Source organism: Flavobacterium enshiense, from assembly GCF_040750275.1.
In the GTDB taxonomy this organism is placed as follows: Bacteria; Bacteroidota; Bacteroidia; order Flavobacteriales; family Flavobacteriaceae; genus Flavobacterium; species Flavobacterium enshiense_B.
This window is the reverse complement of record NZ_JBDOCV010000018.1, coordinates 25546-50106: the sequence shown is the minus strand read 5'-3', so window position 1 is coordinate 50106 and position 24561 is coordinate 25546. Positions and strand designations below refer to the sequence as shown.

The window sequence follows — 24561 nt, the reverse complement described above, 5'->3', positions numbered from 1 at the left end:
TGTTATTGTTACCAGCACCGACCCGAACAACCCATCATGTCCATCGGATCCGGTTACTTCTATTGTAGAAGGCCATACTGTTGGAACGATAGCGTCTTTAATTCCAAGTGTTGCGTTTGATGAAAACGGTTCGATCACGGTTGTGATGGCTGGAGGTACCGGAGGTTATTTGTATGCTTTGAGTCCAAGCGGTCCATGGCAGGAATCTAACGTGTTCACAAACTTGAATACTGGTAATACGTACACAGTATATGTTACGGACGAGAATGGATGTACCAGCGATAGCCAAAGTATTTACCTAATCGGTTATCCGCACTTCTTTACACCGAATGGAGATGGTGCTAACGATACTTGGAACATCTGGGATTTGGAAGACCAACCTAGTGCTGAAATTCATATCTTCGACCGTTACGGAAAACTGATCAAGCAGATCACTCCGGCAGGCGGCGGATGGGACGGAACTTTTAATGGGGAACCATTACCATCAACGGATTACTGGTTCACGGTGAAGTTTATTGATCCTACTGATCAGGCAGAAAGAGTTTTCAAGGCTCACTTCTCTATGAAGCGCTAGAAAATATAAAAGAGCAGATACAACAAAAGCCACTCATTTGAGTGGCTTTTTTATTTTTTTATAAAATTTTGTGGTAAAGTCATCATAAATTAAATTTTACAGAAACTAGTTTTTCTAACTTTTTGTTAGAATTGTATTTTAAAAAGCATAAAAAAATGATGATTATTTAATGCTAAGAATAATTTGAAGAAAATAAAGTAGCATAATTACGGTATTATATGAAAAAATGGTATAAAATCTATTTGTATAATTATTAATAAATTTGCATAGTGGTAATAACTCTTATTCAACGTATTATAGCTAAAGGAAAATGAGAAACCGATTAACGCAATTTTATTTTTTATTCCTTGTTGTTTTTTCTCAGATAGCCTCGGTAAATCAGGCTTTTTCGCAATCGGAGTCTAAACGAGAAGTCTTGTACAGTGAATCGGAAAAGTTGATGCTTTCCAAACCAAATGAAGCTTTAAAAGTAGGGGTGCATTTGTTGAAAAACAGTGATGAAGGAGAAGATAAAGCTAAAATTAACTTTCTTATTGCAAAAATCTATACCATAAAAGCAGATTATAACAATGCACTTATCTATCTTTTTGATGCAGTAAAACTCAGTAAAAACACAAAACTTATTACAGAGATAAATATTTATAAGGCAAGGGTTTTAAGACTTTTGTATCTGGACAAGCAATCGAAAATTTGTCTTGATGAGGCAGAAAAGGAATTGATTAATATAAAAGACGATGCTGCGTTTACATACTGTTACAGTTTGATTGTGCTGGAAAAAACTCTGATGGATTTAGATAGACAAAAGTACAAACTTGCATTAGCAACAATTGAAAGTACTGATGTGAAATTTCAAGCCGGATTAAAAATTGCTGAAATACAATTGTGGACTTCAATTATAAAGGGAAAAATTCATATTGGCTTGGGGAATTATACAGAGGCTCAAGAAAATTATACAGTCGCCGAAGAAATTCTAAATAAGTCAAATAGTACAAATTATTTTGCGAAATCGTATCTTTTGTTAGGGAAATCTACGGTGTTTTTCAATCAGAAAAAGCACGAAAAATCGCTTTCTGCTCTTTTGGAAGCTTATGATATATCAAGGCCTCTGGAAAATATGTATTTGGATGAGTCGATTGGTAATCAGATGGCTATTAATTATATAGCATTAAATGATCGGGAAAACTATAAAAAGTATACTGCTGATACAAAGAAAATTATTACCAGGATTGACAATGCGGAACAGGAATCTGTAAATACTGCATACAATCTTTTTTCACAACAATTTGAAACTAATTTTCAGCAGGCAAAGCAAAAAAGTGTGAAGCGATTTTACACTGTTTTAAGTCTTGCAGTTTTGTTGATTTTTGGATTTGTTGTATTTTGGTATCGATTCGTCTCAAAGAAAAAAAGGCTGAATGAAATTATTAAGTATTTGGAAGTTACCAGAAAAAGTATAATTATCCCTGTTGAGAAAAAAGAAGAAGGTAAGAAAATTTCAATACCACTGGAAACGGAACAAACGCTTTTGAACAAGTTGAAGCGTTTTGAAAATTCGGTGCGTTTTACCAATAATGATATTTCGCTTGCCGTTTTAGCAGGGCAGTTTGACACAAATACAAAATATCTTTCGGAGATTATCAATAAGCATTACAATGTGAATTTTAATACTTATATCAATAAGCTTCGCATTAATTTTATTGTTGAAAAATTAAAATCGGATCCTAATTTTATGAATTATAAGATTAGTTATCTGGCTGAAGTTTCTGGATTTTCCTCCCATAGTAGTTTTGCAACTGTCTTTAAATCCATAACAGGAATTACGCCAATTACCTTTATCGATTTATTGAAAAATGAAAGAGAAGCATTAATTCAAAAAAATGATGCTTATGAGAAATAATAGCAGCATATTATTGTTTTTAGTGACAGTATTGCTAACTGTTGCTGGTGATCTTTATGCCCAAAAAGAGCAAAATTTCGACAGTATTATTAAGGCGAATACCTTATTGATGTATAAAGATCCTGATAAGGCGATATTGGCCGGACAAAATATTGTGAAAGTTGCAGGAGCCAATATTGATGCTAAAATCCTTGCTTACAAGTTGATATCTGACGGATATTCCTCAAAAAGAGATTATGAAAAATCGTTGTTATATCTTATTAAAGCGAATGAAATACTATCACAAACAGATAATAAATTGCTGAAAATAAGTATTATAACGAAAGCAGGAATACAATACCATCAGCTTAAAATTTATGACAAGGCGATTAAATACCTCGATCAGGCCGAACAGCTTGCCATGGCATTTCCACAAAGAGATTCAGTACATGGCAGTTTAGGGGTTAATTATGTGGTTAGAGGTTTTATTTATAAGGATAAACTAAATTGCGACATTGCCATTAGTTTTTTTGATAAAGGCATTAAAGAATTGTTGACATCACAGGCTATTTTGAAAAGTCCTACCGCGAATGCCAGCAGTTTGAGTATTGCTAAATACAATAAAGGAAATTGTTATCTGATGATGTCCGATAATAAAAAGGCCATTAAAAGTTTTGAGGAATCCATTCAATATGCAAAGTATATTAAGGCTAACAGTCTTCAGGCTTTTGCTCAAAAAGGGCTTTCTCAGGTTTATTCTTCGGAAGGTGATTACAGAAAAGCCATAGCGATATTAAACGATGCTGTAAGACTTTCAAAAGATGTTGATGATTTAGTTTTAGATGAAGAACTCTACAGATTACTTTCTGAAAATTATCTGGCTGTAAATGAATGGGGGAATTATCAGATTGCACGATTTAAATACCATCAGACCCAGAATGATTTAAAGAAAAGAGAGCGTAAATCGGTTAGTGATTCTTTAGATGAAAAAGAAAATATAGAGAAAAAAAATATTGAAAATTGTATTTCTAAATTTTGGGGTGGTGTTACTTTGATTGTAATAGCTTTATTTATCGTTGTCGGGTTGTTAATCCTGTCTGTAAAGCGAATAAAAGTAAGTATTGAAAAACTTGAAGAAACAATCATCAATATTCAAAACGAAAAGCAGTAGATAACTTCATCATTAATGCTGTTTGTTTTAAAAATCATGAAATTTTCACCTGAAAATATATTTTCAATCCTTGTAATTTATGATTAAAAATCTTTTTATTGCATTGATTTTTAATGACTTGTGATTTTTGTAGTTTTTGAAATTCAGTAATTAACAAAGTGTTGTATTTTTTTAGTGTCTAACGAGTAGGTATATTTGCATTGTTAATCGTAAAAAAGGAATTTATAATTCTGTTATAAGTTCTACTTAACAATTTTAATTAATTCAATTTCATAATGTCTAGTCAATAATGGAAAGCTTTTCATTAATAGGATATAGAAAATTTAGGTAATTGTATTATGTTTGTTGGTACCTCCGTTTTTTAACGGAGGTTTTTTTTTGTCGAATTTAGCGAAAGTACCTGATAGGAAATAGTATCGGAAGTAATTTTTGTCCAGATGAATTCCAATAAAAACCTTCGGGAACTACTTGACGATTTAAACTAAAAAACATTAGGCTCATTCAATATACTTTGTTATTTTTGTGACACTTTTTATTAAAGAAACACAATCTATTATGAACTTACACGAGTATCAAGGGAAACAAATATTAGCAAGCTACGGAGTGCGTGTACAACGCGGTTATGTGGCTCATAATGCTGAAGAGGCGGTGGTTAAAGCAAAACAACTTACTGCAGAAACAGGAACAGGATGGCATGTAATTAAGGCACAAATTCACGCAGGTGGTCGCGGAAAAGGCGGTGGCGTTAAGTTGGCTAAAAACTTAGACCAGGTTCAGGAAATTGCAGGACAAATCATCGGTATGGATTTGATTACGCCTCAAACACCTCCAACAGGTAAAAGAGTTCACAAAGTTTTGGTTGCTGAGGATGTTTACTATCCTGGAGAAAGTGAAACAAAAGAGTTTTACATGTCGGTATTGTTAAACCGTGGTAAAGGTCGTAACATGATTATGTATTCTACTGAAGGTGGAATGGATATCGAGGAAGTAGCAGAGCACACTCCTGAAAAAATCTTCACCGAAGAAATCGATCCTGCTGTAGGACTACAAGGTTTCCAAGCAAGAAGAATTGCTTTCAACTTAGGTTTATCCGGTGAAGCATTCAAAGAAATGGTGAAATTCGTAGATTCATTATACAAAGCATATATCGGTTCTGATTCTTCAATGTTTGAAATCAACCCGGTATTGAAAACTTCGGATAATAAAATTATGGCTGTTGACGCTAAAGTTACTTTAGATGACAACGCTTTATACCGTCATGCAGATTTAGCAGAGATGAGAGACATCACAGAAGAGCGTCCAATCGAAGTTGAAGCTAAAGAAGCAGGGTTAAACTATGTAGACTTAGACGGAACAGTAGGGTGTATGGTAAACGGTGCTGGTTTAGCAATGGCTACTATGGACTTGATTAAATACGCAGGTTACGAGCCGGCTAACTTCTTAGACGTAGGTGGTACAGCAGATGCTAAACGTGTGGAAACAGCTTTCCGTATCATCTTAAAAGATCCGAACGTAAAAGCAATCTTAATCAACATCTTTGGAGGAATCGTTCGTTGTGACCGTGTGGCGCAAGGAGTTGTAGATGCTTACAAAAACATGGGTGATGCTATTAAAGTGCCAATCATTGTTCGTTTACAGGGAACTAATGCTGAAATCGCTAAAGAATTAATCGATAATTCCGGTATGCCGATTTTATCTGCAGTTCAGTTCCAGGAAGCTGCTGATCAAGTAAAAGTCGCTTTGAGTTAATTATAAGACGATTTTGTCAAAATATAGAAAAAGCCTTAGTAATTACTGAGGCTTTTTTTGTTAGTTAAATGTAAAGTTTAAGAAAATATGGCTTTTAATTTTACGCTAATGTTTTTTGAAAAAGGTATTATTTTTAAGAAAATTCCACCATTTTTATGTTTAATCGTAGAAGATTGACAATTGGTCGGGACATTTATTGCGATTTGTGAAATAGAGGTGGTTTAGAAGTTTAAATATCGGTTAAGTTATTGAGATTCAGTTTTTTGTAATGGTGTATTTTCTAATTTTGGAATGTAATCTTAAATCATAAAACATGAAAAATTTAATCGCATTAGTTGTTGTTTTAGTAATGAGTACAACAATTATGTCGGCAAAGAATTTTAATTCGGCTGAAGATTTACCTAAAGCCGTGAAAAAAGTGGTGAAGTTGTTGGAAGCAACACGTTTTGACGAGGAACTTGAAAAAGAGGTAGTGGTAAAAGTTGATATTAAGGTTAATACGGCTAATGAAATTGTGGTTCTTTGCGTAGGAACTGATAAGGTTAATATTAGAAGGTTTATTGCTAATAATCTTAATTACAAGAAAATTGATGCCGGTCAGTTAAAACAAGGCAGTGAGTATTCGTTCTATGTTACTTTCAAGCCTAATATTTAAAAGAAAGTTTTGAGAATAAAGAATCCCGAGGGCAAACCCGGGATTTTTATGTTTAATTGATTATGACTTTTTCAGTTTAAAATAATCAAGTAATGCTAAGTACGGATCACCTTTCAGGTTCAGCAAACGTGCAAAAGCAGGTTCGGTTTTTATGCCGTTCTGTTTTAAGCGAATAATCTCATTTTTGAAGTTTTCGTCATTCTCCTTCAAAATCTTTGCTTCGATTAGCATATGACGATAGCCCATTTGTTCTTTAACCGGAACATTCTGTCCGAAGATTTCGACTTCAAATCTATCAATAAAAAAGTTGGCCAACACAGTTTCGTTTTGATTTATGATAGTTTCAGAAATCGTAAAATTTAAATGGTGCGAAAAGCTGGATGTTACTGTTTTAATGAAATCATTTTTATTAGTCCAAAAACAAGCAATATCCAAATCACTGTTTTCAATAGCAATGTCAATGGGAATAGTGCCTACAAGTATAGGGGAAAAAGGAATAAGCGCATCAAATACTGCAAACCTGGTTAAAACTTCATAGCTTTTTTGCTGTAATGGATTTCCAAAGGCTAAATAGTCCAGGGTATCAAATTTGCTCAAAAGAATTCGTAATTAAGATTTCTTATTCTTTCCGTTTTTGAATTTAACATTCTGAACAACAGGTTCTTTTTTAGGAGCAGGTTTCCCTTTTCCGGCAGGTTTTTTAAAAGTATTTTTTGGTTTTTCGTTAGCTGTTTTCGCTTTTTCTGTATCGTTTTTTTGCGCTTCGGCTTTATGGCCTTTTAAAACATCCATCGGGTTTTTAGGATTTTCTTTCGTTCCGCGTAAGTGAAGAACCAACCCGTTAAGAAAGTTACGTAATACCTGATCCCCGCAATCCATGTATTTTGGGTGATCTTCATTGCGGAAAAAGTTGCCCAATTCGCCTTTTGAAATTCGAAAATCCACCAATTCTAAAATCTCCACAATCTGTTCGTCACGCAATTGAAGCGCAACACGTAATTTTTTTAAAATATCGTTGTTGTTCATAGCCTGTAAATTCTTAAACAAAGATACTGTTTTCAGGATTGGGAATTTAGTTTTATTTTAGCAAAAAATAATTCGATGGATACGTACGAAGAAAAAATAAGCCTACTTTCCGAAATGATAGCTTTTGCTGTAGTTGATGGAGAATTACACGACAGAGAGTACGATTTTCTTTGGATTGTGGCGCAAGAGCTGGATATACCTAAAGCGGTTTTTTTGGAACTGTTTGGTAAGCGCGATTCCGTTAAAGTTATTAAAGACGAGCTTCACCGCATCATGCAATTTTACCGCTTAGCGTTATTGATGCATTGTGATGATGTTCAGCATGAACGTGAAATTAAAGCAATAAACGAGATTGGCATCACCATGGGACTAAACCCAATGGGGATTAAAAAAACACTGAAAGCAATGGCACAATCACCAGACCGAATGGTGGAACCGGAATTTTTATTATGTGCTTTTATGGAACAGCATAATTAAAATAATATCAAAAAAGACGGAAGCAATTCCGTCTTTTTTGATATACTATGGCAACCGTAATGATATTGGTTTTGACTATAACTATAACTGTTTTTGTTAGTCTTTAATTTTTTTTAAAGGCTGAAATTTAGGGTGGCCAGTGTGTTGTAGCGCAAAAGTATGCATATCGGCAACGGATTCAAAAAATGTTGATTTACCATCTCCTATTCCGTGTCCTGCTTTGAAGTCAGTATAAAGAAGTATAGGTTTGTCAGAAGCATTTGCATTTTGAAGTTTCGCAGCAAATTTTGCAGGTTGCCAGGCTATTACTCTTGAGTCATTAAAGCCGGCTGTGACTAAAGTTGCCGGGTATTTTGTTCCTTTTTTAATATGATGATAGGAATCCATCTCGAGTAAAGCCTTAAATTCTGTTTCATCTTTTACAGTGCCGAATTCAGGAATATTAACAGGGCCATTTGGGGTAATTTCCATGCGAACAGTGTTCATAGCACCAACTTCGGGTATTGCAGCGGCAAATAAATCAGGTCTTTCTGTCATGGCGCGACCTACTAAAATTCCACCGGCACTACCGCCACAAATTGCAATTTTTTCAGGAGATGAGATTTTCTCTTTCACTAGGTATTCCGCGGTTGCTATAAAATCTTTCCAAGTGTTGGGTTTGGTCGTTTTATATCCGGCTTTGTGCCATTTATCTCCCAATTCGCCACCGCCTCTAACATGCGAAACAACAAAAATACCACCATAGGTAGTGTAATTTAAAATATAATCGGGAACGAACGCTGGGTTTAAAGCTATTTCATAAGCGCCGTAACCAACCATAAGCACTGGATTATTGCCATTTAGATTTGTTTTTTTATCATAAATAATTGACACCGGAACCATCACGCCATCATGAGAAGGAATCATAATTTCTTTTGAGACTACATCTTTAAATTCTGGAAAATCGATGACTTTGTTTAAATCCTGTGGGATGAATTTATTAGATTCTGATTCGTATAAATAGCGTCTTTCTGGCGATGTCCATCCTGAAATGGTTATCCATATTTCTTTACGTTTCTCATCAATAGTTGATAATTTTGCTGTTCCGGCCTGAAAAGGAAGTTGTAGTTCAATTGGGGAAGTTTTACCATCAGCCAGAAAATATACTTTAGCCTGAATTCCATTTTCTATAACGGAATAATACAGTCCTTCATTTGTGATTCTAAAATTAGTAATATTACCATTTTTGGGTTCATCAATCACAGTAGTTGCATTGCTAACTGCAGGATTTGAAATAGGGGCTTTAGTTATTTTATAATTAGGGGCATTTTTATAGGTTAGATAATAAATGAAATCCTTGCTAAAATTATAATCGGCTACTTCATCATTTTTTGAAGCCAAAAGGAACCATTTTTCTGGTTTAAAGTTTTCTTTTAAAGCGGAATTGTATAAAATAATATTTTTTGCAACAGTGGTTACCTCACCATAGTATTTGTTTGAATTTTTGTGATAATAGTTGTGTGGTTGTTCATCAGGAGAAATGTTGAGTTCCGGATTGGTTGAATTTGAAAAAATTGCAATATCATTTTTAGGGTCATCACCTAGTTTATGATACAATACTTTGGAGTTTTTTTTTCGATTAACATCGGTTACATCAGAAGAATTAAACCGTCTGTAAGTAAATGAATTTTGATCCGGTAGCCAGGAAACATAACCATTACCAACTTTGTCAATGATTTCTGGATATAATTTTCCTTGGGTATCAATTATAAGTAATTCAGGAGTTTCGGAGCCGTTGGCAGCAATTTTAAAAGCAATTTTGTTTCCTTTTTTGTCTGGATAAATATCGCTTATATCATAATTTTTTCCATTCTCTTTTTTGAAATTTTTGGGATTGAAAAGTAATTTTTCAGTTCCGTTGTATCCATTTCTATAGTATATACTTCCGTTTTCTTCGTCCGCGTTTCTTTTTAAATAGAAATAAACATCATTTTCTGTTATTTTAACAGAGTAAACTTCATATCCTTTTCGAGTATCGTATTCTCGAAGTTTTTTTATTATGTTTTGTCTTTCGGGAATTTCGTTGAGTTGTTTTCTTGCATAATCAGCATTACTTCTTAACCAATCGGTTACTTTGGAATCTTTTAGATTTTCCATGTAGCGATAGGGATCCTCAAGCGTAACGTTGTGATACGTGTCTTTGATTACAATTTCTTCAGCCGGTGCTGGTTTAATTTGTGAGAACAGTAAAGAATAGGAATTTAAAGCGAGAAACAACAAACTAGTTTTCATATTCAGATGATTTAATTAAAAACTAGGTAGATTTGAGTGGAATAAAGATATTAAAAATAATTGAAAATTAGATAGTTATATTTTTTCTTGTAAGTGTTTTATCTCATCACGCAATTTAGCAGCCTGCATAAAATCCAAATCTTTTGCGGCTTTTTCCATCGATTTGCGCAATTCCCTGATTTTCTTTTCGATTTCCGGTTTGGATAAGTACAAACTTTCTGGTTCAGCGGCTTTTAAGGCTTGGTTTTCAAAATATTGCGTAGATACGGAATTGCCCGCTAAAGCATTTCCCAAACTCTTATTCAAGGCTTTTGGAACTAAGTTGTTTGCCTTGTTGTAATTCATTTGTTTTTCGCGACGGTATAGGGTTTCGTCAATGGTTTTTTGCATCGAAGCTGTAATTTTATCAGCATACATGATGGCTTTCCCGTTTACATTACGAGCTGCACGACCAACCGTTTGGGTAAGCGATCGGTGGCTTCTTAGAAAACCTTCTTTGTCTGCATCCAAAATGGCAACCAGCGAAACTTCCGGTAAATCTAAACCTTCTCGTAAAAGATTTACTCCGATTAAAACATCGAAAATTCCTTTTCTCAAATCCTGCATGATTTCCACGCGCTCTAAAGTATCCACATCAGAATGAATGTAGCGGCAACGAATGGCAACTTTGGTTAGGTATTTGGTCAGTTCTTCCGCCATACGTTTGGTTAATGTCGTAACCAAAACACGTTCGTCAGCTTCGCAGCGCAATTGTATTTCTTCGATTAAATCATCAATCTGATTCTGGCTCGGACGAATTTCAATGATTGGATCCAGCAATCCGGTCGGTCGAATTACTTGTTCCACATAAATACCTTCCGATTTCTGTAATTCATAATCTGCAGGAGTAGCCGAAACATAAATCACCTGATTCTGTAAACTTTCAAATTCTTCAAATTTTAACGGTCTATTGTCCATCGCGGCTGGTAATCGGAAACCATATTCCACCAAATTTTCCTTTCTGGAACGGTCGCCTCCGTACATGGCATGCACCTGAGAAATGGTCACGTGACTTTCATCCACTACCATTAAATAATCATCTGGAAAATAATCTAACAAACAGAACGGTCGTGTGCCTGGTTGTCTACCATCCAAATATCTTGAGTAATTTTCAATTCCGGAACAATAGCCCAATTCGCGAATCATTTCCAAATCGAAATTCGTGCGTTCTTCCAAACGTTTGGCTTCCAGATGTTTTCCAATTTCTTTAAAATAGTCGACTTGTTTCACCAAATCCTGCTGAATTTCCCAAATCGCATTTTGCAACACATCCGGCGAAGTCACGAACATATTGGCCGGATAAATGGTCAGTTTTTCGTATTTTTCAATTACCTGAGCCGTTTTGGCGTCGAAGGCTTCAATTTCTTCGATATCATCCCCAAAGAAATGCAGGCGGAACGGTTCATCAGCATAACTTGGAAAAATTTCCACGGTATCGCCTTTAATTCGGAAAGTTCCGGGTGTAAATTCGCCTTCGGTTCTCGAATACAAACTCTGTACTAAACGGTGTAATAATTTGGTACGGGAAATCGTCTGGTCACGTTCAATGGAAATCACGTTTTTCTGGAATTCCACCGGGTTTCCAATACCGTACAAACAGGAAACGGAAGCTACCACCAACACATCACGACGTCCTGAAAGCAGGGCAGAAGTGGTGCTTAAACGCAATTTTTCCAATTCATCATTAATGGATAAATCTTTTTCAATATACGTTCCGGTTACCGGAATAAAAGCTTCGGGTTGGTAATAGTCGTAATAAGAAACGAAGTATTGTACGGAATTGTTCGGAAAAAATTGTTTGAACTCTGAATACAACTGGGCTGCCAATGTTTTGTTGTGCGCCAGAACCAAAGTCGGTCGTTGTACTTCCTGAATTACATTGGCTACTGTAAATGTCTTTCCTGAACCGGTTACCCCCAAAAGCGTCTGGTACTTTTCTTCATTGATAATGCCGTTTGCCAATTTTTTGATGGCTTGCGGCTGGTCACCCATGGGTTTGTAATCGGATACGACTTGGAATTTCATGTTAAAAAGTAACTTAGCTGCAAAGATAAGCAATTGCAATGCAAAAAAATAGCGTTGTGAAGCTTTGCAATCATGGATAAAAAAATACTGCAATTACACAGTTTTCTTAAAAAAGGATTTCTATGTATTGCAGTATTTAAAGTGGTTAAGTTAAGTTTATGGAGTCGATTATTTAAATCGGAGGGCCAAAGTTACAATATGAGAATCCAATCCGTTATCTCGTGAGTAAAAGCCATAACGCAATTCCAGACTGTTGATTCTTTTTATATGGAAAATACCTTTATCAGCATCGGTGATTTTATAGCCGAGCCCAATCATATGACTGCTGAACTTGGACAAATCGTAATCGCTGGTATAGTATTCCTCTTCCAATCCGTGTAAAAATATCGGTTGGAAATAATCGGCTGCACTTTGCGTGTAAAAACGATACGGTATTGAAATTGATGAAAAAGCGGATAGCTTATAACTTGGCTCAAAGCTAAATGTGTGGGAATTGATGCCCCAATTATCCCAATAGTATCGGTAAAATGACCTTAACACAATGTTGTCCCCCAGAAAATAGTTTGCCCTCACACCAACCGGAACTTTAAAACGGGTGTCGGGTAATTTTTCAGACTTCACGGTAGCATTGACAATATCGAGAGCATCATTAAAATATACCCGATTGAATTTCGTTGCTAATAAGCCTTGCTGATAACCTAAATCGGTCATGAAAGCCATCTGGAAATCTTTGTTGATCACTTGTGAAAGCGTTAAACCTAAGTTGTAAGAAGTCCTGGGTTTGGTATCGCCGTGATTGGCATCGTTGTCAGAAGGTGTATTTCGCAGTTCAATGGGTAAAATCACTTTCCAGGTATCGAAAAAGGCCATTGCTTTGGCTGAAAATTCCCGATTTTTGTCTTTCGAGATTTTTGTGAAGCCGAAGTTTCCACCAATGGAGGTATAATCGAATTCCGCAGAAAAGGAAAGTCCTCCGTTAAGGATGAAATTCTTTTCTTCGTTTTCAAAGCTGTAGTTTATTGACGGATACACACGAACGTCTTTATACGAAGCTGATGAAACCGTATTTGGGTCAATTTTATCCGAAGAAGCCGAAGTATACGAATCAATCCCTATTTCAAATCCAAAATTATGCTTGTGATTGTTTTTGTCTCTTTTGGACACTTTAATTTCAAACGTAGTGGCCAAATCTGTTAATTTTTCAGTCCCTTGTCCGCCGGTTACAGCAGAATTGTTTCCATCCTGAGAGTAATAACTGGAAATGAAATTCACTTCTTCAATTTTCAGTTTCTGCTTTTTATATGCTGAGCTGTCCGTTGAAGTGTTGTCTTGGGCTTTCATGTTGTTTTCGAACAGAAAGGCCAGTATTGATGCGGCAAATATCTTTCGTTTCATAATTCTTTCTTATAGCATGTTAATTACAACCACAGCCACCGCCGGTTTTGCCGCCATTAGCTCCGGAACTTCCTTCACGGTACAATTGGAAGGTGTTTTCAAATTTTTCCGTTTTTTTGGCAGACAAAGCCATATCAGAATCATTCACTTTGGATTTCTGATATTCCTTAACCGGTTTACATCCGACACTCAGCACAAGTGCGGATACAAATACAATTCTTTTCATGATTATTAATTTTGAGGTTAAGTGAGTTTTATGTTATGGGAGAAATATTTAGTGTCGTTATCATCAATAATGATGCATCCGATATTTTTTAATTGATTGATAAAATCCAATCCGACTTCGATGCCCATCACGGTCACTGGTGTGGCTAATGCGTCGGCAATTTCTGCGTTTTCGGCTATGATGGTTACACTTTTTATACCGCTTACCGGAAAGCCCGTTTTCGGATCGATGGTGTGGGAATACCGTTTTCCATCAATCATTACGAATTTTTCATAGTTTCCTGAAGTAGCTACAGCAGTGTTGGTAATTTTGAACGTAGAGAAAATATCATTCCGCAAATTTGGATTGGCAATTCCGATGGTCCAAGGTTCACCGTTTTCCTGATAGCCCCAAGCCGATAAATCCCCGGAAGCATTCACGATGCCACTTTCCACGCCGTTTTCAATGAGTTTTTTCTTGGCCATTTCAGCGGCATATCCTTTTCCGATACCGCCAAATCCGATGCGCATTCCTTTTTTTTTCAAATAGATCGTTTTTTCAGTTTCATCAAGGATGATGTTTTCATAATTAATCAATGCCACTGATTTTTTAGCGTCTTCCGCATCAGGAAGAGCAGTCATGTTAACATCGAAATTCCAGAATTTTTTATCGATGCCCCCGTAACTGATGTCGAAAGCGCCTTGGGTAATCTTGGAAATCATCTGACAGCGTTGTATCAGGCTAAAAACTTCATCAGGAACTTTTATCGGTTTGATGCCTGCGTTTTTATTGATTTCATAAGTAATACTTTCCGTTGAAAAAGTCGTGAGCAGTTTTTCAATCCGGCGGATTTCTTCAATAGCCAAATTGATTTTTTCGGCACACCATTTTTCATCGGGCCCCAAAACGGTGAACTCGAAACGGTTTCCCATTAATTTTTCAATCCTTTTTTGCAGCATTATCCTTTGAGATTTGCAATGAAATTTTCAAGCGTTTCGGCAGGGTATTGTTCCCATTTTTTTAGAATTTCCCCTTTGCTGTTCAATAGCAGGATTAAAGGAAATATCCCTTTGTTGTTGTATTTTTCTGCAAGTTTTTCATTTTCAACTGCCTGGTTTTCAGGAAGCTGATTTTTCTTTAAACGTGGAAAATCCGCATTGAATAATATAAGGTTTTCACTGCTGTACTGTAGAAATAAATCGGTATTTACAAAGTGTTTTTTGAATTTTACACAAGGGGCACACCAATCAGAACCGGAAAAATACAACAGTACATTTTTGTTTTCAGTTTGTGCTTTTTCGAGCGATTGGTTAAAAGTTAATTTTTTCATTTCCTGTGCTGAAACAGCCAGTGAAAGAAACAACAAGAAGCCTACAATTTTCATTTTCATGGTGATCCATTTTTGTTGTTATAAAAGCAATCCATTTTTTTTTGAAGATATTGTAATGTCTTCATTTTGTGTTGATTACTGATAATGTAAATGTAGGGAGTTAAAACGGAATAAAAATGGGGCTAATCTAAAGATTCGATTAAGATTAAGTCGCCTTCTTCGTGGGTTATGGATACGATACCATCTTCTGAAGCATGATTACTGCTTCCGGTTCTGTAGCCAATAGTTAGGCTGTCGTCTTTTAAAGAATAGAACAAATTCTCAGAATGAATACCACTTACCTTGCCAATGGGGATTAGGGAAATAATACTGTTTTTAGTATACCATTTTTGAAAATGTTTTGGCAAAAGAAAGATTTTGGAATGATCATCCAGGATAACAATTTTCAGATGATCACGGTAGCGAACAATGTTAGTGATATTAGTGATGGTATGATCGGCACGTTTTCCGGTTGCCCAAACTACGTTTACGGCTTTATGACCTTTTTCAATCAGATAGTCGAAGGCTTTTTCCAGATCGGTTTTGTCCTGATCCGGAGCGTGTACGATTTCAATTGGGTATTGTTTTTCGCGATAGTATTCTGCATCAAAACCTCGGTCGAAATCGCCTAAAAGTACATCAATCTTAATGTCTAAATTCAGGACACGTTCGATAGCGGAATCCAGAACAACTACTAAAGGAGACCATTCTAATAATTGTCCCAACAACTCGTTACTGCATTCGGCTCCGTTGGCAATGATTAAGGCGGGTTCCTGATCGTCGCGAACTATGTGATGTGAAGACATATTATGATCTTTTCTATGCTCGTGTAAAAGTATAAATTATTATTGAACAGAATAGTCTGTCGTATCTACTTCTGATAAGTTAAAATATCCCAAAGCATAATTATTTTCATTTGTCGGATTAATTATGTTTCCACGAACTGTTGCCGGTGGTGATTGGAACGGACTTCCGCCATTGCTTCCGCCAAGAGCCAACAGGACACTCATATAATTGTAATATTGACGTGATATTCCATAGAGTTTGATGTTAATGAGATTGCCGGGCGCTAAATCTTCGTCGGAATACAGACCGAACATTTGGTTGCCTTGAAAGAAGCGGTCTTCCAGGACATCATAATCCGGAAAAGGTTTGTAATCGGGCTTGAAACTAATCATGTAAAAATTATCTTCTAAACCATTGTCCTGATAAAAAAACTTGATTTCGATTTCGTCACCCGTAAATCCACCTTCGTTGTTTTGTTCGATGGTATCTTCGATATCAGGAACCCCAGTCATTACTTCGGTTGCGATAAAGGTTTGACCGTTATGTATTACTTTTAAAGTATATGTTTCACCAATAACCGGTTGAAAATCATTGCATACATATTCTCCAGCAGTACCGGATTCGGGAAAATTAAAAACCACATTTGAACTGTTGGTAATGAAAACAGTGGCGCCTGATACTGCCGGGACAGTAGTGTTGTAATAGGCTGTAGTAGTGGTCAGTTTTATTTTTTGTTCATTTCCCGAAGTATTTTTAATCCATTGAATGGATGCGTCAACCACCAGTCTTGGAGCGGCAGTGTCTAAATCAGCATCAACGACCTTTTCACAACTCAGAACTGAGAAAACGAAGATTAAAAGGAACGTGTTTTGAATTATTTTTTTCATCGCATTAAAATTTGAAGTTGTAAGTTACACTCGGAACAGCTCCGAAAATAGACAATCGGACAGCTTCATTATTTCCGGTGTCTGAATTTTGTCGGAAGGTAATGGAAGCAGTATTCATACGGTTATATACGTTATAGATGCTGAAAACCCATTCACTTTGCCATTTACGGTTTTTATTTTTCCTGGGCGTTAAGGTTGCGGAAACATCAAGGTGATGGTAGGTTGGCAGTCTGTTTTCGTTACGGTTTTCATAACTTGGAATCTGAATGCCCTGATAAACGTAATATCCATTGGGAAAGGTAACCGGTTGTCCGCTTTGTAACGTGAATATCGAACCAAATGACCATTTTTCATTGAGTTTATATAAACCGGTTACCGACAGATTGTGTGTTTTATCATAACCGGATTTATACCAGTTTCCGTTATTGATTCCGTATTCATCCGATGTTCTTCCGGGAGTTTGCTGTTCTGCTCTGGAAAGAGTATAGGAAATCCAACCGCTCAGATTCCCTGTGTTTTTACGCAGTAACACTTCCAGGCCGTATGCTCGGGCACGACCGTTTAAAACTACCTGTTCGATAGCGTTATTGGCGATTAAATCGGCTCCGTCAATATAATCAATTCGGTTTTTTACTTTTTTATAGAATGTTTCAATTTCCAAAGAATACTTGTCTTTGCTGAAGTTTTTGAAATACCCTATAGCCACCTGATCCAACAATTGAGGTTTGATGAATTTATCGCTCGGTGTCCAAACATCCAATGGAGTAGGAGAAGCCGTATTGGAAATCAGGTGCAGGTATTGCGCCATGCGATTGTAACTCGCTTTTATTGATTGGTTGTCGTCTAAAGTATATGCAACGGCCAAACGAGGTTCCAAATTATTAAAATTGGCCATTGTTTCGTTTTTACCGAATTTTTCCGTTCCGGTTGGTGTGGCTTTTTCATAAATTTTCAGATTATTGTTCCAAACTACGGCTTGATTGTTGGCATAGGTGTTGATCTCCTGACTTCCCAATCGGTAAAACATGCTGTAGCGCAAACCGTAATTCACAGAAAATTTATCGGAAAGTTGCTGTTCTGCCTCAAGGTAGAAGGAGGGTTCAAAAGCGTATTTTTTATCCAGTTGATCCGGATTGATGCCTGATTTGGAATCGGTCGGTTCTATGGTGCCTGGATTGAAATCGTAATAAACGGTATTTAGTCCGTAAGCTAATTTGAATTTATCTGATAAATAATGTTTTAAATCGTATTTGAAGTTGTAATTTCGGATGCCGCTGTCCCAATTAAACCCTACAAAATCCAATGTTAAACCATAATAGTAATCACTGTAAATAAAGGACATGTTGGAGAATAATTTATCTGAAAACAAATGATTCCAACGCAGGTTTAAAACGGAATTCCCGTAGGTATTCTTAAAATTGTCGTTAATATTGAAAACGTCACGACCGAAATAACCTGAAACGAATATACTGTTGCTCTCATTGAGTTTATAACTCAATTTGGTGTTTAAATCATAAAAATAAGCCGAGTTGTCGTTGTCGGTAAGTTTTAAAAATAAATGCGCATACGAACTTCTTCCCGCTACAAGAAATGACCCTTTGTTTTTTACGATGGGGCCTTCAGCTAACAATCTGCTGGAAATTAAGCCAATACCGCCATTTATGTGAAAGTCGTTGCTGTTGCCTTCTTTCTGGTAAATGTCTAAAACAGAAGCCACGCGTCCGCCAAAACGCGCTGGGATTCCGCCTTTATACAACTTTAAATCTTTAATTGCGTCCGAATTGAAAACAGAAAAGAATCCGAAAAGGTGTGAAGAATTGTAGATGGTAGCCTCGTCTAATAAAATCAAATTCTGATCGGCCGCACCACCTCGAACATTAAATCCGGATTGACCTTCTCCGGCATTAGTCACTCCGGGAAGCTGAAGAATCGATTTCAAGACATCGGTTTCACCTAAAATTACGGGCATTTTTTTTATTTCTGCTATCGTAAGCTTGTTAACACTCATTTCCGGTTTTCGGATATCGACTTTCTTTCGGTTTTCCACAATCAGCACTTCCTCCAGTTCCTGTGTGTTTTCTGTTAGAGCAATATTTTTCTTTATGTTTTCGAATAGGTTTATTCTTTCTTCTATACCGTTATAGCTGACGTATTTGTACTGAACCAGATACTCACCTTTGGGTAATGAAATGGAATAGAATCCGTATTCATTGGTGTTTGTCCCAATCTTTAGCTCCGGAATGTAGACAGTTACCCCAATGAGGGTTTCGTTGTTCTTTGCATCAGTAACGAAGCCACTGAGTGTCAATTTATCCTGAGCCTGAAGAGTAAAGCTGAAAATGAACAGCAGAAGGCATGAAACGGTTTTGTTCCAGATTATCATCGTGTTTTTTATTTTGACAGCTGTAAATGTCGTTTTTTTTGTAGCGAAAAACTGTTAAGAATGGGTTAATAAAAAAAGACGACTCTGAGGAGTCGTCTTTTTGTGAAAAAACAGTTATTCTGTTATGATAATTTTGCCAAAATTGTATTGAAAGTTGTACTTGGACGCATAGCGTTAGTCGTAGCAGTTGCAGAAGGTTGGTAGTAGCCACCAATGTTTTGCTCTTTTCCTTGTGCGGCAATTAATTCTGCGTCGATTTTAGCTTCGTTTGCAGTTAATTCTGCTGCGATTGGAGCGAATTTAGCTTGTAATTCCGCATCTTTCGTTTGGTTTGCCAAGGCTTGAGCCCAATATAAAGCCAAGTAGAAGTGTGAACCTCTGTTGTCGATTTCCCCAACTTTACGCGCCGGAGATTTATCGGTAGCTAAGAATTTAGCATTCGCTTCGTCTAAAGTATCGGCTAAAACCTGTGATTTTGGATTGTTCTGCGTTTGCGCCAAATGTTCTAAAGATGCCTGTAACGCTAAGAATTCCCCTAGTGAATCCCAACGTAAATAACCTTCTTCTGTAAATTGCTCAACGTGTTTTGGAGCCGATCCACCAGCACCGGTTTCAAATAAGCCACCACCATTCATCAATGGAACGATAGACAACATTTTAGCCGAAGTTCCTAATTCTAAAATCGGGAATAAATCGGTTAAATAGTCACGCAATACGTTTCCGGAAACAGAAATAGTATCTTTTCCTTCGCGGATTCTTCTTAAGGTTTCCGTCATCGCGTCTTTTACGTCCATGATGCGGATGTCTAAACCTGTCGTGTCAAAATCTTTTAAGTATTTTTCTACTTTTTTGATGATTTCTCTATCGTGTGCTCTGTCTTTGTCTAACCAGAAAATTGCTGGCGTATCAGACAAACGCGCTCTGTTCACCGCTAATTTAACCCAATCCTGAATTGGAGCGTCTTTGGTTTGACACATTCTGAAGATGTCACCCGCTTCAACATTTTGCGATAACAATACGTTTCCGTTTTCGTCTTCTACTTTTACTGTTCCGGCAGCGGTCATTTGGAAGGTTTTGTCGTGTGAACCGTACTCTTCCGCTTTTTGCGCCATCAATCCAACGTTTGGAACCGATCCCATAGTTTTTGGATCTAAAGCACCATTCTTTCTCATGTCGTCGATAACCGCCTGGTAGAAACCAGCATACGAACGATCCGGAATAATACAGATGGTGTCTTCTTCTTTTCCTTCTTTGTTCCACATTTTACCACCACTACGAGCTAAAGCTGCCATGGAAGCGTCAACAATAACGTCTGAAGAAACGTGGAAGTTGGTGATTCCTTTATCAGAATTTACCATCGCTATCCTTGGTCCGTTCGCTAACGCATCAGTAATAGCTTGTTTGATTTCTGCTTCTTGAGGAATTCCTGCAATTTTGTTATATAAATCTTGTAAACCGTTATTGGCGTTAATATCTAACGATTTGAATACATCTGCATATTTTGTATAAACATCTGCAAAGAAAGTCTCAACGATAGCTCCGAAAATAATAGGGTCGGAAACTTTCATCATTGTAGCTTTTAAATGAGCCGAAAGCATTACGTTTTTAGCTTTTGCATCTGCGATAGTTGCAGCCACAAATTGTCTTAAAGCGTTTAAGTTCATTACAGAACTATCAATCACTTCACCGGCTTTTAATCCTGAGAAATCTTTTAAAACTTGGGTTGAACCGTCAGTTCCGGCGAAAACAATTCTGAATTTGCCTTCGCTTCCAACTGTTGTAGAAGTTTCAGTTCCGTAGAAATCACCCGCAGTCATGTGTGCTACGTTTGTTTTGCTGTCGGTAGCCCAAGCGCCCATTCTGTGAGGGTTTGCTTTAGCATAGTTTTTAACGGCTTTCGGTGCGCGACGGTCGGAGTTTCCTTCACGTAAAACAGGGTTAACTGCAGATCCCAATACTTTGGAATATTTCGCTTTGATGTTTTTCTCCTCATCGTTTTGAGGTTCTTCCGGGAAGTTAGGAACTGCAAAACCATGTGATTGTAATTCTGCAATTGCTTCTTTTAACTGTATTACAGAAGCGGAGATATTTGGTAATTTGATGATGTTCGCTTCCGGGGTTGTGGCCAATTGACCAAGTTCCGTTAAGGCATCACCAATTTTTTGGTCGTCTTTTAAAAATTCAGGAAAGTTAGCTAAAATACGTCCTGCTAAAGAGATGTCTCTTAATTCGATATCGATGTTGGTAGGCGCTGTAAAAGCTTGTACAATTGGTAAAAATGAATGCGTGGCTAACATTGGAGCCTCGTCAGTCAAAGTGTAATGGATTTTTGATTTTTGTGCCATTTGGATGAATTTTAAATGCTATAGCTGTGTTTTTAAAAGGATTTGTTGAAAGATGCTTAAAAAAAGCGTAGCAAATATAAGAAAAACAGTCCGAAAAGCTGAGGGGAAAATCTCGGGAAATGAACGAATTATGAGATTGTTATTTTGGGAGTTTTAATTTATCAAAATGATAATTTAGCGGTAGATTTTTTGCATAAAAAAAGCCCCGAGGTTATCGAGGCTGATTTTATAAACGTCAGAAAGGGAATTATCTTCTTCTTTCTTTGATTTTTGCTTTTTTACCAGTAAGTTCTCTGAAGTAGAAGATACGAGCTCTACGAACTTTACCTCTTTGGTTTAATTCAATTTTCTGTAAAGCAGGCATGTTTACTGGGAAGATACGCTCTACACCAACAGCACCAGACATTTTACGGATAGTGAAAGTTTCAGTCACACCAGCACCTCTTCTTTGGATAACAACTCCTTTGAAGAACTGAGTTCTTGTTTTTTCACCCTCTTTAATTTCGTAGTAAACTGTGATAGTATCACCAGCTGCGAAATCAGGGAAATCTTTTTTAGTTACGAATTCGTCTTGAACAAATTTTAATAAACTTGACATGATCTTTTATATTAAATGTTTGAATCAGAGCAACATGCACGGTTATCGTCAGAGGTTGGGCTGAATGTGGCTGCGAAATTACGTATTTTATTTTAAATTACAAACTTCTTTGGAAAGTTTTCAGCAGCAGTCGCCTTTTCAGGGAGTTTTTTTGTTGATAAATTCTGTTAACTGTGACTGAAAATTGCGACTTTTTTATTCGTCTAACAAATCCGGTCTACGGGTTTTAGTATGTTCATATGCCATGTTTTCGCGCCATTTTTCAATTTCCGGTGTGTTTCCGCTTAATAAAATGTCGGGAACTTTCCAGCCTTTGTATTCTGCAGGTCTAGTATAAATTGGCGGGGAAAGTAAATTGTCCTGAAAACTATCCGTTAAAGCGGATGTTTCATTACTCAAAACTCCGGGAATCAATCGGATAATTGCATCACATAAAACAGCTGCACCCAATTCACCACCGGACAAGACATAATCGCCAATAGAAATTTCTTTGGTGATAAACTGGTCCCGAACTCGTTGGTCTACACCTTTATAATGCCCGCAAAGAATAATGATGTTCTTTAAAAGCGACATTGAATTGGCCATTTGTTGGTTCAAAGTGGCGCCGTCCGGAGTCATGTAAATTACTTCGTCGTAGTCGCGCTCGCTTTTCAGTTTAGAAATACAGGCATCAATCGGTTCGATACTCATCACCATACCGGCACCACCACCAAATTGGTAATCGTCTACATTTTTGTGTTTGTTGGTGCTGTAATCACGAAGGTTGTGCATATGAACTTCCACCAAACCTTTGGCAATGGCTCTTTTCAGGATGGAGGCTTCAAATGGGCTTCGGATTAAATCCGGTAAAACGGTAATGATGTCAATGCGCATATTTCTCAGTTATAAAGTTGCAAAGATATAAAGTCATTAAGTATCTGCAAACTGAACACTGCTACTACAGACTGTTTATACTCCAAACTGTCTCAAATGATGGTCTAAATGTTTCCATTGAATGTTATCCCATTCTTCATTAGTCATCGGGCCGAAGAACGGATGTTTGTTGGTTTTGATGACTTGTGGACCTTCTTGGAACTTTTTTACTTTTTCGATCAATTCGGTTCTTGTAGCCTCGAAGTCATAATGACCGGTTCGGATAAATGCCGGAGCAGTCGGACTGTCTTTTTGGAAAGGTTTCGGTCCTATAACTTTTTTTCGGATGATGGTTCTTCCTAAAAATGCCATAATCGGATTCATTTTTAAGTGAAGATTTCCAAACACTACATCAAGAGGTCCAATGCAGTGTGACATCATTTGATCCACAGTCATTTTTCCCCATTGGGATAAAGTGGTGGGCTGTAATTTATTAATTCGGTCGATAATGTTTTGATTGCCTTGTGGCGTAAATAAACTTTCCATGAATTATTGCGGTTTTTTGATTGCGGTTAACGAATAAACCATCGGAATTTTATTTTCCAGATGTTTAACTCTGAATTTATTCGGTTCAAATTCTTCAATGTTATTAAAACAATTATAAGGTGAATAATCGAATTCCTCAAATGAAGTAATTTCCAGATTGTTTTTAAGCAAAGCCGAAAAAACTTCAGATAAAGGATGGTTCCAGCTTACAGTTTTGTTTGCAATCGGGGCATTTTTGTCGGCATAGGTTCCTTCTTCGACTTCAATAATCGGTTCGGTATTGAAATAACTGTATCCTATTTCTTTAAAATCGTAATCGAACATCCAGACCAAAGGATGGAATTCAGCAAAAATAAATTTTCCGCCCGGTTTTAAGAATCGAGCAACTACTGCGGCCCATTTGTCTAAATCGGGAAGCCAGCCAATGGTGCCGTAGCTGGTAAAAACGATGTCAAATTCTTCGTTAAGATGATTTGGCAAATCGTAAACATCGGAACAAATAAACGTTGCATCGGCATTTAATTGTGTGGCTAACTCTTTTGCTTTATCAATAGCGGCATCGGATAAATCCACACCGGTAGTACTTGCGCCCAATCGGGCCAATGAAATCGTGTCCTGTCCAAAATGGCATTGCAGGTGAAGGATTCGCTTGCCGGAAACATCACCTAACAAAGAAAGTTCAATGTCGTTTAATGTTGATTTTCCGTTGAGGAAACTTTCCATGTCATAAAAATCGGAAGCAACATGAACCGTGGTTTTCTGATTCCAGGTAGCTTTATTTATATCGAGATAATCTTTCGGGATTTCCATGTTTTTTTCTTTAAAGATACAATTCCATTTGGATATCTGCACGATGATAATCGGTTTCATCTAACGGTGTTTCTGTAAAACCATATTTCCGGTACAGGTTCAGGGCCGCATCCAACTTGGTACTCGAAACGAGCATGAGCGTTTGGTAGTGATGTTCTTTGGCGAAAGCAATACAGGTTTCCACCAGTAAATTGCCAAGTTTTTTTCCCTGATGTTTTTTGTCGACGGCCAGTTTTGCCATTTCAATTACCGAATCGTTTACTTTTTGCATCGCAACGGTTCCAACCACTTCGTTATCGATTAAACAGAAGAAAATTTCGCCGCCCGGTTTTAGGATAATGTCTTCCACATTTTCAAAAACATCTTTGTCGTGCTTTTCCACAAAAAAATATTCTTCCAGCCAGGCAGTGTTCAAATCGATAAAGTCTTGCTTGTATTGCGGTTGATAAGTAATGATTCTTGGTTCCATGATGATTTTACTTCCTAACAAAGATACTTGTATTACATCAAATGCTGTTAGCC

The 24561-nt window shown here is 36.9% G+C and carries 23 protein-coding genes; 6 read left to right on the top strand and 17 right to left on the bottom strand.

Annotation, left to right across the window (positions count from 1 at the left end):
• The 5 genes from ABGT15_RS13750 to ABGT15_RS13730 form a co-directional block, all read left to right on the top strand.
• Window positions 1–574: T9SS type B sorting domain-containing protein (locus ABGT15_RS13750; RefSeq protein ID WP_367232031.1), on the top strand; the 574-nt coding region annotated here is incomplete at its 5' end.
• A 310-nt stretch (window positions 575–884) separates the two neighbouring features.
• Window positions 885–2471 carry a helix-turn-helix domain-containing protein gene (locus ABGT15_RS13745; RefSeq protein ID WP_367232030.1) on the top strand — a complete coding sequence of 529 codons (1587 nt, stop codon included), beginning with the start codon at window positions 885–887 and terminating at the stop codon, window positions 2469–2471.
• Window positions 2461–3621 carry a tetratricopeptide repeat protein gene (locus ABGT15_RS13740; RefSeq protein ID WP_367232029.1) on the top strand — a complete coding sequence of 387 codons (1161 nt, stop codon included), beginning with the start codon at window positions 2461–2463 and terminating at the stop codon, window positions 3619–3621. The genes ABGT15_RS13745 and ABGT15_RS13740 overlap by 11 nt, the downstream gene beginning before the upstream one ends.
• A 555-nt stretch (window positions 3622–4176) precedes the next feature.
• Entirely contained in the window at window positions 4177–5370 is a 1194-nt protein-coding gene (gene sucC, locus ABGT15_RS13735) for an ADP-forming succinate--CoA ligase subunit beta (RefSeq protein ID WP_367232028.1), read from the top strand.
• A 313-nt stretch (window positions 5371–5683) separates the two neighbouring features.
• Window positions 5684–6025, top strand: a complete 342-nt coding sequence (locus ABGT15_RS13730) for a hypothetical protein (protein WP_367232027.1) — start codon at window positions 5684–5686, stop codon at window positions 6023–6025.
• Between the two features lie 60 nt (window positions 6026–6085).
• Here ABGT15_RS13730 and ABGT15_RS13725 read toward each other — a convergent pair whose 3' ends face one another.
• Window positions 6086–6622, bottom strand: coding sequence for a DUF4269 domain-containing protein (locus ABGT15_RS13725; protein WP_367232026.1), 537 nt, complete (start codon window positions 6620–6622; stop codon window positions 6086–6088).
• A 12-nt stretch (window positions 6623–6634) separates the two neighbouring features.
• Complete coding sequence (locus tag ABGT15_RS13720; protein ID WP_367232034.1) at window positions 6635–7051, bottom strand: DUF1456 family protein; 417 nt, start codon at window positions 7049–7051, stop codon at window positions 6635–6637.
• Between the two features lie 9 nt (window positions 7052–7060).
• Here ABGT15_RS13720 and ABGT15_RS13715 point away from each other — a divergent pair, with 9 nt between their 5' ends.
• Window positions 7061–7528 carry a TerB family tellurite resistance protein gene (locus ABGT15_RS13715; protein ID WP_367232033.1) on the top strand — a complete coding sequence of 156 codons (468 nt, stop codon included), beginning with the start codon at window positions 7061–7063 and terminating at the stop codon, window positions 7526–7528.
• A gap of 96 nt (window positions 7529–7624) precedes the next feature.
• Here the strand turns inward: ABGT15_RS13715 and ABGT15_RS13710 are convergent, their stop codons facing one another.
• From ABGT15_RS13710 to ABGT15_RS13640, 15 genes are all read right to left on the bottom strand, one after another.
• Window positions 7625–9799 carry a prolyl oligopeptidase family serine peptidase gene (locus tag ABGT15_RS13710; protein WP_367232025.1) on the bottom strand — a complete coding sequence of 725 codons (2175 nt, stop codon included), beginning with the start codon at window positions 9797–9799 and terminating at the stop codon, window positions 7625–7627.
• Between the two features lie 75 nt (window positions 9800–9874).
• Complete coding sequence (gene uvrB, locus ABGT15_RS13705) at window positions 9875–11863, bottom strand: excinuclease ABC subunit UvrB (RefSeq protein WP_367232024.1); 1989 nt, start codon at window positions 11861–11863, stop codon at window positions 9875–9877.
• A gap of 168 nt (window positions 11864–12031) precedes the next feature.
• Entirely contained in the window at window positions 12032–13258 is a 1227-nt protein-coding gene (locus ABGT15_RS13700; protein WP_367232023.1) for a DUF3570 domain-containing protein, read from the bottom strand.
• A 19-nt stretch (window positions 13259–13277) separates the two neighbouring features.
• Window positions 13278–13484 (bottom strand): DUF4266 domain-containing protein, encoded by a 207-nt coding sequence (locus tag ABGT15_RS13695; RefSeq protein ID WP_367232022.1) that lies wholly within the window; start codon window positions 13482–13484, stop codon window positions 13278–13280.
• Between the two features lie 17 nt (window positions 13485–13501).
• Entirely contained in the window at window positions 13502–14395 is an 894-nt protein-coding gene (locus tag ABGT15_RS13690; protein WP_367232021.1) for an FAD:protein FMN transferase, read from the bottom strand.
• Window positions 14396–14421: 26 nt separating this feature from the next.
• A complete protein-coding gene (locus ABGT15_RS13685; protein WP_367232020.1) occupies window positions 14422–14853 on the bottom strand; it encodes a thioredoxin family protein in 432 nt (143 codons plus the stop codon).
• A gap of 122 nt (window positions 14854–14975) precedes the next feature.
• Window positions 14976–15638, bottom strand: a complete 663-nt coding sequence (locus ABGT15_RS13680) for a thiamine diphosphokinase (protein WP_367232019.1) — start codon at window positions 15636–15638, stop codon at window positions 14976–14978.
• A gap of 39 nt (window positions 15639–15677) precedes the next feature.
• A complete protein-coding gene (locus ABGT15_RS13675) occupies window positions 15678–16505 on the bottom strand; it encodes a DUF4249 domain-containing protein (RefSeq protein WP_367232018.1) in 828 nt (275 codons plus the stop codon).
• A gap of 4 nt (window positions 16506–16509) precedes the next feature.
• Window positions 16510–18888, bottom strand: coding sequence for a TonB-dependent receptor (locus ABGT15_RS13670; protein WP_367232017.1), 2379 nt, complete (start codon window positions 18886–18888; stop codon window positions 16510–16512).
• A 122-nt stretch (window positions 18889–19010) separates the two neighbouring features.
• The gene (locus tag ABGT15_RS13665) at window positions 19011–21233 is read right to left on the bottom strand and encodes an NADP-dependent isocitrate dehydrogenase (RefSeq protein WP_367232015.1); all 2223 of its coding nucleotides are present in this window, start codon (window positions 21231–21233) and stop codon (window positions 19011–19013) included.
• 247 nt (window positions 21234–21480) lie between these two features.
• Window positions 21481–21831, bottom strand: a complete 351-nt coding sequence (gene rplS, locus ABGT15_RS13660; RefSeq protein ID WP_367232014.1) for a 50S ribosomal protein L19 — start codon at window positions 21829–21831, stop codon at window positions 21481–21483.
• A 195-nt stretch (window positions 21832–22026) separates the two neighbouring features.
• A complete protein-coding gene (gene trmD / locus ABGT15_RS13655) occupies window positions 22027–22704 on the bottom strand; it encodes a tRNA (guanosine(37)-N1)-methyltransferase TrmD (RefSeq protein ID WP_367232013.1) in 678 nt (225 codons plus the stop codon).
• 75 nt (window positions 22705–22779) lie between these two features.
• Window positions 22780–23229, bottom strand: a complete 450-nt coding sequence (locus ABGT15_RS13650; RefSeq protein WP_367232012.1) for a DUF1569 domain-containing protein — start codon at window positions 23227–23229, stop codon at window positions 22780–22782.
• Window positions 23230–23232: 3 nt separating this feature from the next.
• Window positions 23233–24039, bottom strand: coding sequence for a class I SAM-dependent methyltransferase (locus tag ABGT15_RS13645; RefSeq protein WP_367232032.1), 807 nt, complete (start codon window positions 24037–24039; stop codon window positions 23233–23235).
• Window positions 24040–24049: 10 nt separating this feature from the next.
• Window positions 24050–24508: a GNAT family N-acetyltransferase gene (locus ABGT15_RS13640; RefSeq protein WP_367232011.1), complete on the bottom strand. Its 459-nt coding sequence runs from the start codon at window positions 24506–24508 to the stop codon at window positions 24050–24052.
• Between the last annotated feature and the right edge of the window lie 53 nt (window positions 24509–24561).

Coding starts and splice junctions, on each gene's coding strand:
- trmD (WP_367232013.1), bottom strand. CDS start 22,704: ATGCGCATTGACATCATTACCGTTTTACCGGATTTAATCCGAAGCCCA.
- ABGT15_RS13670 (WP_367232017.1), bottom strand. CDS start 18,888: ATGATAATCTGGAACAAAACCGTTTCATGCCTTCTGCTGTTCATTTTC.
- ABGT15_RS13695 (WP_367232022.1), bottom strand. CDS start 13,484: ATGAAAAGAATTGTATTTGTATCCGCACTTGTGCTGAGTGTCGGATGT.
- uvrB (WP_367232024.1), bottom strand. CDS start 11,863: ATGAAATTCCAAGTCGTATCCGATTACAAACCCATGGGTGACCAGCCG.
- ABGT15_RS13710 (WP_367232025.1), bottom strand. CDS start 9,799: ATGAAAACTAGTTTGTTGTTTCTCGCTTTAAATTCCTATTCTTTACTG.
- ABGT15_RS13675 (WP_367232018.1), bottom strand. CDS start 16,505: ATGAAAAAAATAATTCAAAACACGTTCCTTTTAATCTTCGTTTTCTCA.
- ABGT15_RS13720 (WP_367232034.1), bottom strand. CDS start 7,051: ATGAACAACAACGATATTTTAAAAAAATTACGTGTTGCGCTTCAATTG.
- ABGT15_RS13745 (WP_367232030.1), top strand. CDS start 885: ATGAGAAACCGATTAACGCAATTTTATTTTTTATTCCTTGTTGTTTTT.
- ABGT15_RS13740 (WP_367232029.1), top strand. CDS start 2,461: ATGAGAAATAATAGCAGCATATTATTGTTTTTAGTGACAGTATTGCTA.
- ABGT15_RS13700 (WP_367232023.1), bottom strand. CDS start 13,258: ATGAAACGAAAGATATTTGCCGCATCAATACTGGCCTTTCTGTTCGAA.
- ABGT15_RS13640 (WP_367232011.1), bottom strand. CDS start 24,508: ATGGAACCAAGAATCATTACTTATCAACCGCAATACAAGCAAGACTTT.
- ABGT15_RS13645 (WP_367232032.1), bottom strand. CDS start 24,039: ATGGAAATCCCGAAAGATTATCTCGATATAAATAAAGCTACCTGGAAT.
- rplS (WP_367232014.1), bottom strand. CDS start 21,831: ATGTCAAGTTTATTAAAATTTGTTCAAGACGAATTCGTAACTAAAAAA.
- ABGT15_RS13690 (WP_367232021.1), bottom strand. CDS start 14,395: ATGGGAAACCGTTTCGAGTTCACCGTTTTGGGGCCCGATGAAAAATGG.
- ABGT15_RS13730 (WP_367232027.1), top strand. CDS start 5,684: ATGAAAAATTTAATCGCATTAGTTGTTGTTTTAGTAATGAGTACAACA.
- ABGT15_RS13685 (WP_367232020.1), bottom strand. CDS start 14,853: ATGAAAATGAAAATTGTAGGCTTCTTGTTGTTTCTTTCACTGGCTGTT.
- ABGT15_RS13665 (WP_367232015.1), bottom strand. CDS start 21,233: ATGGCACAAAAATCAAAAATCCATTACACTTTGACTGACGAGGCTCCA.
- ABGT15_RS13680 (WP_367232019.1), bottom strand. CDS start 15,638: ATGTCTTCACATCACATAGTTCGCGACGATCAGGAACCCGCCTTAATC.
- sucC (WP_367232028.1), top strand. CDS start 4,177: ATGAACTTACACGAGTATCAAGGGAAACAAATATTAGCAAGCTACGGA.
- ABGT15_RS13650 (WP_367232012.1), bottom strand. CDS start 23,229: ATGGAAAGTTTATTTACGCCACAAGGCAATCAAAACATTATCGACCGA.